Raw genomic sequence first — 13,204 nt, 5'->3', positions numbered from 1 at the left:
GCGGGATGCGTCAGCAGCCCGGGGCTCCCGTGCCGCCCCGCTGCGGCAGGCTCAGGTTGGGTGCGGAGCTCGGCCAGGTCAGGGCGGCCGTCTTCGTCGTGCCGTCGGCGTTGATCTGGACGACGGGGATCGGCTTGCCGACCGGGTTCCCGTCGGCACCGAACGACAGCCATCCGCTGGCCCCGGGCAGCATCTGCGCGCAGTAGAACTGGTGCAGGATGCCGGTCAGCAGGCCCGGGTTCTTCACGCCCGCGCCCTCGTGCCGGGCGGCGCTGAGCCCGGCGACCACGGCGTCGTGCGTCAGCATCGCCTGCCCGCTGGCGAGGCCCGCCGGGTCGAAGGACAGCGGCGGCTGCGCGCCCTGCGTGGTGGCCAGGGGCTGCTTCGTGCACGGGTCGGGGCGCCCGGTGAACGCCGAGAAGAACTGGTCGTAGTTGCGCTTGGCGTCCGACCCGGGGCACTCGTTCCCCCACTCCTCCGGGCTGGCGAGCGCCGTGAACGCCACGGTGACCCGCCCCGAGGAGATGCCCTTGAGCACCGCGTCGTCGCGGATGGCCTCCGAGGCGTCGTCGCCGACCAGGATGTTCAACTGGGCGATGCCGCAGGGCGCGCCCTGCACCCAGGTCTGCACGAAGGCGCCCAGGTCGCGGCCGCGGCCGGCGAAGTACACGGCGGACGGGGCGGCCTGGCACAGGTTGGCGTGCATCAGGCTGAACTGCTGCACCAGGTAGTCGTAGCGGCCCGCACCGCCGGGCATGTCGTGGGGGGAGGTGTACGGCAGCACGGTCACCGTGCGGTCCGGGGCCTGGAAGCGGACCTTGGCCTCGGCCGCCAGGGTGGCGGTGTAGTCGTCGCCCTCGACGCCGTCGGCGACCACGGCCATCGAGGTCACCGCCGGCTTCAGCCCCGACACGTACTGGTTGGCGGCGATCACGGTGTCCGTGTTGGTCGGCGAGACGCGGAACATGTCGGGGATCAGCTTCTTGCCCGTCGGATCGGCCGGGTCCAGGTTCATCGAGTTGCCGGTGACCGTGGAGCCGATGACCGGGATGTGCAGCTGTCCGGAGATCGCCGCGGCGGCCTGCCGGGTCTGCTCGGTGGACTGGCCGAGGCCGACGACCGCCGAGATGCGCTCGGACCGGGCGTACTGCTTGACGCTCTCCACCGTCCGCTCCCAGGACCCGTACCGGCTGCCCATGTTGGCCAGGTAGAGCTTGACGCCGGGCCTGCTGCCGTACGCGGCGGTGTTGTTCGCCCTCCATACGGCGGTGATCGCGCCCTCGATGTTGTGGTACAGCGACTCGTACGTCACCGTGTCCACGTCATCGACGGGCGACAGGTTCAGCATGAGCACGACACTGGTGGACTCCCCCGTCACCGCGTCGTTGGCGGCCCGCACCTCCTTCTGGAGCGCGCGCATCCGCTCCGGATCGCTCTTCGTGAACGGCTTGCCCTCCAGGTTCACCCCGACGCAGGCCACGGGCTTGGCGGTGGCGGTCATCCCCTTGCCGCACGACAGCTCGGGCGGGACCAGGATCGTGTAGAGGCGGTTGCCGCCCACGACGGCGCCGGCCAGGACCAGGAGGATGACGACCACCGACACCACCGGATGGCGGCGCCACCGGAGGAACCTGGGAATGCGTACACCTGCGGGCATGAAGGACTCCTTGCGGTGCGCACGGCCACGCGGTGCGTGGCGCGGGAGGATCAGGCGAAGCGGGCGCCGGCCTGCTGGAGGGCGCTGACGTCGAGCAGACGGGAGTTGTGCGCCAGACGTTCGAAGCCCTCTTCGATCTGGGCGTCCCATCGCCGGCTGCGCTCGGTCAGCGGGTCGTTGTACAGCCACAGCAGGGCCAGGAGCTTGGCGGTGGCCACCGAGACGACGTCCCGGCCGGTCTGTTCGATCCCGGTGAGGAGGAGGGCGTACGCCTCCTGCGCGGACTGCTGGTGCACGAGGCGGCAGGGCGCCGACGCGAGGTAGTCGAGGAGCCGCACCCAGGCGCGGTGGTCTCGGTCGAACCGCGTGGCGAGCGCTTCGGCGACCGCGGGGAAGTCCCCCAGGGCCAGGGCGTAGAAGAGCTGCTGCTCGTCGCGGGCGACGGTCGAGCCGTTGTGCGCGGAGGTCAGCGAGGCCAGGGCCTGGGCCTGCCGGGTGAACACCTCGCGCCACGGGTCGGTGGGGGTCTCCCGGCCGGGCCGGGCCGGGGCGGCGGGGGCGGGGAACGTCGCAGGGGCGGCGGCCAGGGCGGTGAGCGCGCAGCGGCCCAGCCAGGGGTGCAGGACGGGTGGCCGGTCGGCCTCGCCCCAGCCGACCTCCCGGATGAGGGAAGGGCGGTGGAAGAAGGTGCTGACCCAGAGGTTGCGGCGCAACAGCTCCAGGCTGCGCGGCAGGTCCGCTATCTCGGCCGGTACGCGGGGGTCGTCGGCGGTGCGCACGTCCGCGAGGTAGGCCGCGGCGAGGACCACGGGCGGCGCGCCGGTCCACTGCTGCCCGGGCGCGGCCAGCCCCTCGGGCAGGCTGCCCTCCAGGGCCCGGGACCACAGGGGTCTCCCGCCCGCGTCGACGGCGGCGGGCAGGGGTCTGTCCCGTTCGGCGGTGTCCGCATCGGGGGACGCGGAGGCGCGCTGGTCCCGCAGGGTGAGGGCGGCTCCCCAGTGGCCGCCGGTGAGGGCGTGGGCGACGGACGCGGGGACCGGCGCGGCCAGGGAGCCGCCGCCGTCGGCGATGTCCCCGACGCGTTCCTCGGACATCGGGTCGAGCCAGACCGGGTACCAGTAGTGGGCCGCCGAGAGCGGGTCCGGGCCGCCGCCCGGCCCGTCCTGCCGGGTCCAGGCCGCGCGGGTGGCACGCGACAGCAGGGGGATGCGGCGCTGCGGGCTCTCCGGCAGCGGGGTGGTGCGCCACGGCTCGCACCAGCGGGTGGTCCACTCGGGCTGCCACTGGTCGCAGGCGGCGAGGACGACGAGCGGGTCCGCGGCGCCGAACGAGCCCGGCGCGTGCTGCTCGTTGCGGATCCGGGCGGCGACGAGGGCGGTGAGGAAGCGGCGGCCGGCCGGGGTCTGGGCCCCGTCCACGAACAACACCCAGGCGTGGTCGTGGCGGCCGCGGACGGGCCCGGACGTCGGGACCTCGCAGGAGCAGGCGGAGCGCAGCGCCGGGTGCCGCTCGGCCTGGTCCTTGGCGTCGGCGAGGAAGGCCGCCAGCAGGGGTGCCACCGCCGCCGAGCGGGAGGCGGAGCTGAGCCGGATCAGGGCGTCGACGTGCCCGGCGTCCTCCGCCTCCGGGATGCCGACGTGCCAGCGCAGTGCGTCGCGCAGGCCCCAGCGGGCGGTGCTCTGCAGCAGCGAGCCGATCACGGGCCGGGCACCGTCCCGTACCGCCCCGGCGACCTCGCGGGGGCCCTGGACGAGCGGGCTGAGCGCGCCGGTGACCACCACGTCCATGGTGGCGTCCACGGCGCCTTCCAGACGGGAGGCGAACCGGCCGCGGCGGGTGTTGCGCGTGTAGTGCCGGATCAGGTCGCGGATCTGGTCCGTCGCCCGGGCCCGGTCGGGCTCCAGGTCCTCGTTGAGCGCGAGCAGTCCGAGGGCGAAGCGGTGGAAGACCGGGCTGCGGCGCAACGTGTCCCAGCCGCGCATCATCTGGAACGCGACCAGGGCCGCCGCGGAGACCGGGTCCAGCGGGGTCTCGTCGAAGTCGAGGTGGGCGTGGACCACCGTCGATCCGCACCCCTGGGACAGGGACCGCAGCGCGGTGGACTTGCCGGAGCGGCGCGGCCCGAGCAGGGCCACCACCGGCTGCCGCTGGTCCGGATAGCGCCAGATCATGTGCCGCAGGAACGCGTCCGCGTCCGTCCCCTGCGCATGGCCGAGCTCCGCCGTTGCGCTCATCATGCCCCGCCCCCCCGACTCATCGATACGCGCACACCGACGACACGGAAGGTAACACCACGAGGACGAGGAGCGACGGTGATACCGCGGATCCGTTGCGCTACCGGGGCAGTCCTGTAGCGGATCTTCGACGGATATCCTGCAACCCGCGCCGCTCCGGCGGTTCCGGGCGGCGGAGAAACGTGACGTGATGAGCCGGGCCGCCGCTGCGCGGCCGGAGAGGGAGCCCCGATGGACGTGCAGCACTTCGAGCGGATCACCGCCTTCATCGAGGCGCGGCTCACCCCGCTGTTCGACGAGGCGACCGGCAGCGAGCGCGGCTTCGCGATGGACGACACGTCCCGCGCGCTGCGGGCGCTGCGCAACGCGGTGCTGGAGGCCTCCGCGGTCAAGGGGCTGTTGGAGAAGCGCGCCACGGCCGACGCGGCCCTGGGCCGGGTCATCGACCAGTCGGTGGAGCACCACTGGGACGTGCTGCGCGGCATCGCCCGGCAGTGGGAGGACCACGCCGACTTCCGGTCGGAGTTCAAGCGCCACGCCTGGGAGCTGGAGGCCGCGCCGGCCGCCGTCGCCGCGGAGGGCTGAGCCCCGGCGAGGCGGCGCCCGCGCACCCCGGAGCGACAATGGGGGGTGTGGTCCGGCCACAGCACTAGGGGCAGGAGACGACGATGAACGGCTCGGTCCCCATCGGGCGGGTGGTCGGCGTACCCCTGCGGATGCACTGGAGCGTTCCGCTGCTGGTGGTGCTGTTCGCGTACGGGCTCGGCCGCCAGACCCTCCCCGCCTGGACGCCCGGGCAGTCCCGCACCGTCTACACCGTCGCCGCGGCCGTCGGCGCGCTGCTGCTCCTGGCCAGCCTGCTGCTGCACGAGACCGCGCACGCGGCGACCGCCCGGCGCAAGGACATCTCCGTCCAGGACGTGACCCTGTGGGCGCTGGGCGGCATGACCCGGATGGGGCGCCCGCAGAGCGCCGGGGTGGCGTTCGCGGTGGCGGTCAGCGGGCCGGTCGCCAGCCTCCTGGTCGGCGGCGTCTCACTCGGTGCGGGCTTCGGCCTGCACGCCCTGACCGGTTGGGCGGTGCCCGCGGCCGTCCTGGTGTGGCTCGGCTGGACGAACCTGTTCCTCGGGGTGTTCAACCTGCTCCCGGCCGCCCCGCTCGACGGCGGGCGGGTGCTCCAGGCACTGCTGTGGTGGCGCACCGGGGACCGGGAGCGCGCGGACCGCGCGGCCTCGCGCAGCGGGCAGGTCTTCGGCGTGCTGCTGGCGGCCTTCGGCTGGATCTCCTTCCTGCGCGGCTCCCCCGGCGGGCTGTGGCTGGTTCTCGTGGGCCTGTTCATGGCGGTCGTCGCGGGCGCCGAGCGGCGCACCTCGGAGCTGCGCGCCGCCCTGGAGGGCGTACGGGTGGCCGATGCCATGTCGACGCCCGTGGTCACCGGGGCGGACTGGCTCGCCGTACCGCGGTTCATCGACGAGGTGGCCCTGGAGGCGCGGCACTCCGTGCTGCCCGTCCTCGACTTCGACGGGCGGCCCAGCGGGATCGTCCACATGGGCCGGCTGGCCGCACTCCCCGCCGCACAGCGGGAGGACCTGCGGGTCCGCGACGTGGCGACCCCGCGGGAGCGGTGCGCGGTGGCCGCCCCGGGCGATCTGCTGACCGCGGCGCTGGACGCGCTGCGGCCCGGCGCCGGGCTGCCGATCCTGGTGCTGGACGGGGAGCAGCTGGTGGGGATCGTGACGGCGGCGGACATCTCCCGGATGCTGCGCCGGCACGCACTGGGCGGGGGCCGGGGACCGGACTGAGCCCGGGCGGCCCCGGCCCCGGCTCCGGCTCGTTGGGTCTACTCGCCGGGTCTACTCGCCGATGCGGAGGAGCGCGAGGGTGATGTTGTCCGAGCCGCCCGCCTCGATCGCGGCCCGCCACAGCTCGTACGTGGCCTTGCCGTCGTCGTGCACCCGCAGCAGCTCGCCGAGCTCCTCCTCCGGGACGGCGTCGGTCAGCCCGTCGGAGCACACCAGGTAGCGGGCCCCCGCTGCCACGGGCCGCACCGAGACGTGGGGCGTGATGCCGGTGCTGTGCCGGGCGCCGCCGATGGCCTGCGTGAGCAGGGACGTCGTGCGCTGCCCGGGGGCCAGGGGCGGGTTGTCGTCCACGCTCACCTGGAGCAGATCCTCCCCGGAGGCGTCGAGCACCCGGCTGTCGCCGACGTTGAAGGAGATCAGCGAGTCGGCGAGGACCACGGCCCCGGCGACCGTCGTGCCCATGGTGGCGAGCCCCGGGTCGCTGTCGGCGGCCGCGTACACCACCTGGTCGCACATCGTCAGTGCCTCTCGGACGGCGCCCTCGCTGGCCAGGGCGGGCCCGAGCGCCGCGAGCTGGCGCACGACCAGGGCGCTGGCCACCTCACCGGCCGGCTGGCCGCCGATCCCGTCGGCGACGGCGACGACCAGGGGCTCGCCGAGGGGGAAGACGAAGGTCTGGGGGTTGCGGGTCACGGTGGCGCACAGCGTCCACGGCCCGACCACGAGGCTGTCCTCGTTGTGGTCCCGTATCAGCCCGGAATGGCTCAGCGCGCTCACGGCTACGTACGGCATCGCACCACCATTGTCACGCCGCAGGCCCGCACCCGCCCCGGCACGGGGCCGCGGCGTCGTGCACAGCAGCCGGGCGCGGCCGTGAAGGCGGGGCCGCGTACCGGCCGGCGGCTAGGAGGGGCGGCGGCGGGGCCTGCCGCCCTTGGGGGTACCGGAGCCCTTGCCGGTGCCGGTGCCCTTGCCGCCCTTGGCGGTGCGGGCGCCCTTGGCGCCGCCCGCGCCGGCGGTCCCCCCGCGCTGGCCCTTCCCGGCCGCCGACCTGCCCGACGCGGCACCGCGGCCGCCGCCCTTCGCACCGGCGCGGCCCCGCTGCTTCGGCGGTGCGGCGGCCGGCTGGGGACCGCGGGTGCTGTTGACGGTGCGGCCGCGGACGATGCCGATGAAGTGCTCGACCAGGTCGGTGGTCTCGTCCTCGATCCAGGACAGGGCCACCCGGGACGTCGGCGCGTCGGTGACCGGCCGGTAGGTCAGGTCCTTGCGGTGGTGCAGGCGGGCCAGGGACTGCGGGGCGACGAGGACGCCGATGCCGGCCGCGACCAGCTCGACGGCGTCGGCGGTGGTCGCCGGCCGCTCGAACGCGGGACGCCCGGGAAGGGTCTCCCAGCCGAGGGTGTCGTCGAGCGGGTGCAGCACGATCTCGTCCGCCAGGTCCCCGGTGGTCACCTCCTCCACGGCGGCCACGAGGTGGTCCTTGGGGACGATCACCACGGTGGTCTCGGTGTAGAGGGGGATCGCGGACAGGCCCGTCCGGTCCATCGGCAGGCGCACCAGACCGGCGTCGGCACCGCGGTCACGCAGCGTGTCCGGCGCCTCGGGGGCGGGCACCTGGAGGAGGGTCAGCGGAACGTCGGGCAGGCGCTCGTTCCAGATCCGTACCCACTTGCCGGGGGTCACTCCGGGGACGTACGCGAGCCGGAACGAGGGAGAGAGCGGGGGGTGTGCTTCCGAGCCTGTCACCCGCCCAGATTACCGGGCGTGGTCAGGAGTAGCGCACACGCTCGATATTCTTGTCCTCATGACGTCGCACAAGACCACCCAGACCATGAAGCCCGCCACCGCGGCGAAGAAGCTGGGTGTGTACCTCGAAGCCACCCCCGCGGAGTTCCGGGAGGGTGTCGTTTCCCGCAGCGAGCTGAACGCGCTGCAGGCCGACCCGCCCCAGTGGCTGCAGGAGCTGCGACGCAACGGCCCGCACCCGCGCCCGGTGGTCGCGGCCCGCCTCGGCGTCTCCATCGCCGGCCTCGCCCGCGGCGGTGTCACCGAGGCCCTCACGACCGAGCAGATCGACGCGATCAAGCAGGAGAACCCGGAGTGGCTCCAGAAGGAGCGCGCCACGCAGGCCGACGTCCGCAAGGAAGCGGCCCGCATCAAGGAGCGGAACGCGGAGCGCGCGTCGCGCCGGGAGCAGTCCGAGGGCTGACCCCGGACGCCCCACCCGCACCGCACTCGCTCCGCACCGACACCGGGTGCGCCGGGGCAGGACCGGCGCACCGGTGCACATCCCCCGCTCAAAGGCGGTTCCGCTACCCGTCCCCGGCGTGGCGCCCCCCAGCCCTGGGCAGCCCTTCCGTGTGATCTCGCAACTCCTCGCACGGTTCCGCCGCAGCGCTGCGGCCGTACCCGTGTTCACAGCCGACTTCAGCTCGACAACCCAGTGGGTCGCCGGAAGGTCCTGGGCCTATCCCAACGGCGGACCCATCAACCCCGGCGACAACAAACTCGACTACCTCACCCCCGATCCCGCCTACAGCCGCGGCGGCACCTTCCGCGCCACCCGCCGCCCGGACGGCAAGTGGGACGCCGGCCTGCTGACCACCGAGGGCAGCAAACAGGGCTTCCAGCTCCGAGCGGAGGACGTATTGGAGGCGCGCGTCCGGCTGCCGGAGGAGATAGGCGCCTGGCCGGCGATCTGGACCTGGCGGGACGGCGGCCAGGAGGTCGACGTCTTCGAGTACCACCCCGACAACCCCGACCTGCTCGAACTGTCCAACCACGTGCGCGGCGGCTCGCACTACTACCGCAACCCGGCCGTGGAGCCGGGAGGGTGGGTGGACCTGAAGGTGAGGTTCGGCGCCCGGTCGGTCGTCTGGTGGGTCAACGGCACCCGCGTGTACGCCGACCGCGGCGGCGTGGGCCGACGCTGGCGCGCGTACATCATCGTCAACCTGTCGGTGTGCGCCGGGCGCTACCACCCCGCGCCGGAGGCGGGGGTGACCGAGATGTCGTACGAGGTCTCGGACCTCCGCGTGTACCGCACCTAGCGGATCCCGGCCGGTCGCGGCGGATCCCGGCCGGTCCCGGTCGGCCCGCCACCGGCCGGCCCTCGCCCGCCGGCCGGTGGCGGGCGGCACCACACCCGGTGCGGCGAGAGTGGCGGTCGCCGCCATGGGCGCGGGGCCGGGCCGTTCCTACTGTTCAGGCATGACGAGCCAATCTCCTTCCCTGCGGGGACGTGTCGCGCTGGTGACGGGCGGAGGCAGCGGCATCGGCCGGGCCTGCGCCGTCGCGTTCGCCGAGGCGGGGGCCGAGGTCCATGTCGCCGATGTCCGCGAGGAGTCCGCGAAGGCCGTGGCCGCTCTCGTCGGCGGGCGGGCGCACGTCGTCGATCTGGCCGATCCGGCCGCCGTCGGGGAGCTGCCCGCCGCCGTGGACGTCCTGGTCAACAGTGCGGGACTACAGCACGTGGCGCCGATCACCGAGTTCCCGGTGGAGCGCTTCACCCTGATCCAGCAGGTCATGGTCACGGCGCCGTTCCTGCTGCTGCGCCGGGTCCTGCCGCACATGTACGGGGCGGGCTGGGGCCGGGTGGTGAACATCTCCAGCGTCCACGGGCTGCGCGCCAGCGCGTACAAGTCCGCCTACGTCGCGGCCAAGCACGGCCTGGAGGGCCTGAGCAAGGTCACCGCCGTCGAGGGCGCCCCGTACGGGGTGACGAGCAACTGCATCAGCCCCGGCTACGTCCGCACCCCGCTGGTCGAGGCGCAGATCGGGCAGCAGGCCGCCGCGCACGGCATCAGCCCCGACGACGTGCTGAAGGACGTCCTGCTGACGCGGTCCGCCACGAGGCGCCTGATCGAGCCCGAGGAGGTGGCGGCGGCCGCCCTCTGGCTGTGCGGGCCGCACACCGGGCACGTCACGGGCACCTCCCTCCCCCTGGACGGCGGTTGGACGGCGACCTGACCGATCACCGTCGACTTCCGGAAAGACGAGCGTTCACCCGTTGGGCGGAAGAAATTTCCTACCGACCAGTAGACATGGCATGCGATCTTGCCGATTCTGAGCGCGTACATGCCAAATCCGCCCCCACGAGGAGCGCCCCCACATGCGCAGCACCCGTATCCCCGCCCACACCCGCATCCGTATGCTCGCGACCGCGACCGCCACGGCGGCGGCCACCGCCGTCCTGCTGCTGGCCCCCGCCGGCACCTCGCAGGCGGCCCCGGTCGCCCCCGCCCCGGCCGCCCCGGCCGCGGCGACGGCGTCCGCCCCGGGCGGCAACGCCGCCATCCTGGGCATCGACTACGGCACCTGGAAGCGTGACGTCGCCACCGTCATGGCCACCGCCCGCCCGTACGTCGAGCAGCGCATCGCGCAGACGCCGGCCGGCCAGAAGACCGCGATCGTCCTCGACATCGACAACTCGTCGCTGGAGACGGACTTCCACTGGTTCTGGACGTTCCCGACCCCGGCGATCTCCGAGGTCCGCGACCTGACCCGGTACGCCAACGAGCGCGGCGTCGCCATCTTCTTCGTCACCGCCCGCCCCGGCATCATCGGCTCCCTCACGGAGCACAACCTGCGCTCGGTCGGATACCCGGTGTCCGGGCTGTACGTGCGGGACCTGCCGGACCTGTTCGACGAGATCAGCGCGTACAAGACGGCCAAGCGCGCCGAGATCGAGGCCCGCGGGTACAAGATCATCGCGAACATCGGCAACAACCAGAGCGACCTGGTCGGCGGCCACGCCGAGCGCACGTTCAAGCTGCCGGACTACAACGGCAAGCTCTCCTGACACCCCGGCCGGCCAGGGCGTGCGCCACTGCCGCGCCCGGGCCGGCCGCTCCGCGGCCCGCCCGGGGGCGTTCCACGGGACGGCTAGACTTGCCGGGTTCTGACAACGACCGCGTGGCATCGACCACGCGGAATCGACCACGTGGGATTCGGGCACCGGGAGCCGTGATGGAGCAGCAGGAGCGCGCACACGGCGCCGGCCAGGGAGCCGAGCACGGCCCGGACGACGCCGGGGCCGGCTACGAGCAGTGGAAGGGGAAGGGCGTCGCCCTGCGCGCCTTCTTCTACATCGCCGGCACCCACCTCTTCGCCGGATTCATCTGGCTGCTGTTCACCCTGGGCGAGCACGCCCAGAAATGACCCCCCGGGCCCGGCCCGTCCCGCGGCGCTACCGCATCGGCGGCGCGGGCAGCGGGCTGCCCTCCAGGGCCAGCTCCGTCATCAGCAGCAGCGCACCAGTCCAGCCGAGCGGGGCGACGGACGACGGGTTGCCGGACCCGTTGACGGTCTCCGGGAGTTCGCCCAGGCCGTTGCGCTTCGACAGCACCCAGTCCAGCACCTCCTGCGCCCTGCCGGTCTCGCCCAGGTGGGCCCAGGCCAGCGCGAAGAAGCTGGTGCTGGCGGTCCAGGCGTACGAGCCCCAGCTGAAGCCGGGGTCGTTGCCGGGCGAGAGCCCACCGTTCGGCAGCAGCAGCGCCTGCTGGGTGGAGTCCAGCGCCGCCGGGAGGTCGGCGGGGGCCGTGTTGACCGGTGGTGCCATGAACGCGGCCGCGCTGTCCCGGCCGTGCTGCCCGTCGGCGGTGCGCGGGTAGCCGAGCGGGGCGAAGGAGGCGGCGATGCCGTCGGAGAGCCGTCGGGCGGCGAGACCCCAGCGGTCCCGGTCCTGGGGCTGCCCGAGGCGCTCGGCGAGGTCGGCGGCTGCGTTGAGGCCTGCCAGCAGCGGGGCGGCGGTGCCGATGTTGGGGGTGTCCGTGCCCAGTTCCCAGTAGTCGGGGGAGGCGGGCGGCAGGCCGTCGGCGCCGAGGGAGGCGGCGGCGTGGTCGGCGGCCTTGCGCACCATGGGGTACAGCTCGCGCAGCCGCTCGTCCCGGTCCGCGGGCGGCGCCACCCGGTACCACTGCCACGTGGCCCAGGGGACCCAGCCGTTGCCGTCGAGCTGCCAGGCCCTGCTGTCGGGCGGGCCGCTGCCGTCCAGTTTCGTACGGGCCTCCCAGGTCCCGTCGGCGCGCTGCGTTTCGGCGTCGTACCGCAGGATCCGGTAGGCCTCCTCGTCGTGGCCGGTGGCGGCGAACGCCACGGCGGCGTAGGCCCCGTCCCGTGGCCAGGAGTACTCCCACGGCGGCGACCAGGCCGCCGCGAACGCCCCGTTGGGCCGCAGCAGCGCCCGCATCGACAGCAGTGCGCGCTGCGCCGCCGCCCGCCGGTCCGCGGTGGTGCCGGGCACGTGGCCGGCGGCGAGCCAGGCACGGCTCTCGGCGATCTGGGCCAGGGCGCCGGGATCGTCCGCGGGCACCACGGCTGACGTCCGCGCCCCGGCGGGCAGGTAGCGGCGGCGGCCGGACGGGAGGGCCAGGACGTTGCTGCCGTCGACGTACGCGGCACCGACCGCGAAGGAGGGCGGTACGGCCTCGGTGGTGGTGCCGTTGGACAGCAGGCCGGCGGTGCGGGCGGCGAGCGCCGAGGTGGGCACGTAGCAGGGTTCCGTCTCGCCGCAGCGCTCGGCGTCGGCGGGGTTGACGCGGAAGGCGAGCCGGGAGGACGCGGAGGGGTGCCAGCCGCCCCAGTACGCCGCGTCGTAGTTCCAGCTGGTCAGCGAATCGGCGACCGGGGTGGTGGTGCCGTACCAGGCGATGGTCCTGTTCTCGCTGGTGGCGGCCTGGAGGTGCAGGTGGTAGGTGGCGCCGGGGGTGACGTCGAGGCCGATCGGGAACTCCAGCCAGCCGGTGCCGGCCCCGCCGAGGGACTCCAGGGTGAGGGTCCGGGAGGCGAGGACGGACGCGGCGTCGGCCTTGTCGCGGCGGATCTGCGCGGTCACCCAGCCGGTGGCCGCCGTGCTCCCGAGGTAGACGGAGACGCGGGAGATGCGGGTGGTGGCGACGGTGAACTCCTGAGCCGCCGCATTGTTCGCGGCCTTCACGCTGAACAGGGCGGTCCCGTGCAGGGGCTGGCGGTCGTACGGCACGGCGAGCGCGCGCACGGGCGCGGGGCGGGCCGCGGGTGCATGCGCGGGCGCGCGGGTGTGCACGGCTCCCGGTCCGGATACGGGCGGGAGGCCCGGGCCGGCCGGGGGTCCGGCCGCCGGCGGCAGGGACAGGACGGCGGACAGCACAGCGGGGAGCACGGTGGGGAGCACGCCCGTCGCGAACGGCATCTGGTGCGGCCCTTCTTCTTCGGCCGGTGCCCGGGGCCGCCCGGCGCGCTCAGTGGCGCCGGGCCCGCCCCGCACCGGAGGTGGGCCCCTCACTGTGCACGCCCCGGACCTGCGGCAGCGGCACCCGGGGGGCCGTTCCTCCGCGGTGGACCGTAATTCCATCCGATGGCGTGAAGCGCTCCGTCGGTCCGCCGGGTGGATGGCCGGCCGGTTCAGCCCGCGGCGCGCCGGAGCCGGTCGGCCGCGGCCCGTAGGTGTACGAGGACGTCGGGATCGGCGTCGAGGTCGTCGTCCGCGTCGAGGCCGGCCAGGGTCTGGGACCCGGGTGAGGGAGTCG

At 74.2% G+C, this 13,204-nt stretch carries 12 protein-coding genes; 7 read left to right on the top strand and 5 right to left on the bottom strand.

What is annotated here, in order from left to right:
- Positions 1–10 precede the first annotated feature (10 nt).
- Positions 11–1,657: a hypothetical protein gene (locus tag ACSHWO_RS31160; RefSeq protein WP_438317203.1), complete on the bottom strand. Its 1,647-nt coding sequence runs from the start codon at positions 1,655–1,657 to the stop codon at positions 11–13.
- A 50-nt stretch (positions 1,658–1,707) separates the two neighbouring features.
- Positions 1,708–3,894: a hypothetical protein gene (locus tag ACSHWO_RS31155; RefSeq protein ID WP_385838778.1), complete on the bottom strand. Its 2,187-nt coding sequence runs from the start codon at positions 3,892–3,894 to the stop codon at positions 1,708–1,710.
- A gap of 228 nt (positions 3,895–4,122) precedes the next feature.
- Here ACSHWO_RS31155 and ACSHWO_RS31150 point away from each other — a divergent pair, with 228 nt between their 5' ends.
- Both ACSHWO_RS31150 and ACSHWO_RS31145 read left to right on the top strand, forming a co-directional pair.
- Positions 4,123–4,476: a hypothetical protein gene (locus ACSHWO_RS31150; RefSeq protein ID WP_385838781.1), complete on the top strand. Its 354-nt coding sequence runs from the start codon at positions 4,123–4,125 to the stop codon at positions 4,474–4,476.
- Between the two features lie 83 nt (positions 4,477–4,559).
- Positions 4,560–5,693 (top strand): site-2 protease family protein, encoded by a 1,134-nt coding sequence (locus ACSHWO_RS31145; protein WP_438317198.1) that lies wholly within the window; start codon positions 4,560–4,562, stop codon positions 5,691–5,693.
- A gap of 51 nt (positions 5,694–5,744) precedes the next feature.
- On the opposite strand, the gene ACSHWO_RS31140 is transcribed toward ACSHWO_RS31145, so the two are convergent.
- Together ACSHWO_RS31140 and ACSHWO_RS31135 are read right to left on the bottom strand one after the other, a co-directional pair.
- A complete protein-coding gene (locus ACSHWO_RS31140; RefSeq protein ID WP_361086444.1) occupies positions 5,745–6,485 on the bottom strand; it encodes a PP2C family protein-serine/threonine phosphatase in 741 nt (246 codons plus the stop codon).
- Between the two features lie 111 nt (positions 6,486–6,596).
- The gene (locus ACSHWO_RS31135; protein WP_438317193.1) at positions 6,597–7,442 is read right to left on the bottom strand and encodes a LysR family substrate-binding domain-containing protein; all 846 of its coding nucleotides are present in this window, start codon (positions 7,440–7,442) and stop codon (positions 6,597–6,599) included.
- A gap of 58 nt (positions 7,443–7,500) precedes the next feature.
- Here ACSHWO_RS31135 and ACSHWO_RS31130 point away from each other — a divergent pair, with 58 nt between their 5' ends.
- From ACSHWO_RS31130 to ACSHWO_RS31110, 5 genes are all read left to right on the top strand, one after another.
- Complete coding sequence (locus ACSHWO_RS31130; protein WP_438317190.1) at positions 7,501–7,905, top strand: DUF5997 family protein; 405 nt, start codon at positions 7,501–7,503, stop codon at positions 7,903–7,905.
- A gap of 151 nt (positions 7,906–8,056) precedes the next feature.
- Positions 8,057–8,746 (top strand): beta-glucanase, encoded by a 690-nt coding sequence (locus ACSHWO_RS31125; protein ID WP_361086435.1) that lies wholly within the window; start codon positions 8,057–8,059, stop codon positions 8,744–8,746.
- Positions 8,747–8,906: 160 nt separating this feature from the next.
- Entirely contained in the window at positions 8,907–9,665 is a 759-nt protein-coding gene (locus tag ACSHWO_RS31120) for a 3-hydroxybutyrate dehydrogenase (protein ID WP_438317186.1), read from the top strand.
- A 142-nt stretch (positions 9,666–9,807) separates the two neighbouring features.
- A complete protein-coding gene (locus tag ACSHWO_RS31115; protein WP_438317183.1) occupies positions 9,808–10,497 on the top strand; it encodes an HAD family acid phosphatase in 690 nt (229 codons plus the stop codon).
- Positions 10,498–10,664: 167 nt separating this feature from the next.
- The gene (locus ACSHWO_RS31110; RefSeq protein ID WP_438317180.1) at positions 10,665–10,856 is read left to right on the top strand and encodes a DUF6126 family protein; all 192 of its coding nucleotides are present in this window, start codon (positions 10,665–10,667) and stop codon (positions 10,854–10,856) included.
- A 28-nt stretch (positions 10,857–10,884) separates the two neighbouring features.
- Here the strand turns inward: ACSHWO_RS31110 and ACSHWO_RS31105 are convergent, their stop codons facing one another.
- Positions 10,885–12,867, bottom strand: a complete 1,983-nt coding sequence (locus tag ACSHWO_RS31105) for a hypothetical protein (RefSeq protein WP_438317177.1) — start codon at positions 12,865–12,867, stop codon at positions 10,885–10,887.
- Positions 12,868–13,204 lie beyond the last annotated feature (337 nt).

It is taken from the genome of Streptomyces pallidus (ex Mingjun et al. 2026) (genome assembly GCF_051550185.1).
Classification (GTDB): domain Bacteria; phylum Actinomycetota; class Actinomycetes; order Streptomycetales; family Streptomycetaceae; genus Streptomyces.
The sequence above is the reverse complement of the archived record's forward strand: the minus strand, read 5'-3'. Positions and strand labels throughout refer to the sequence as shown.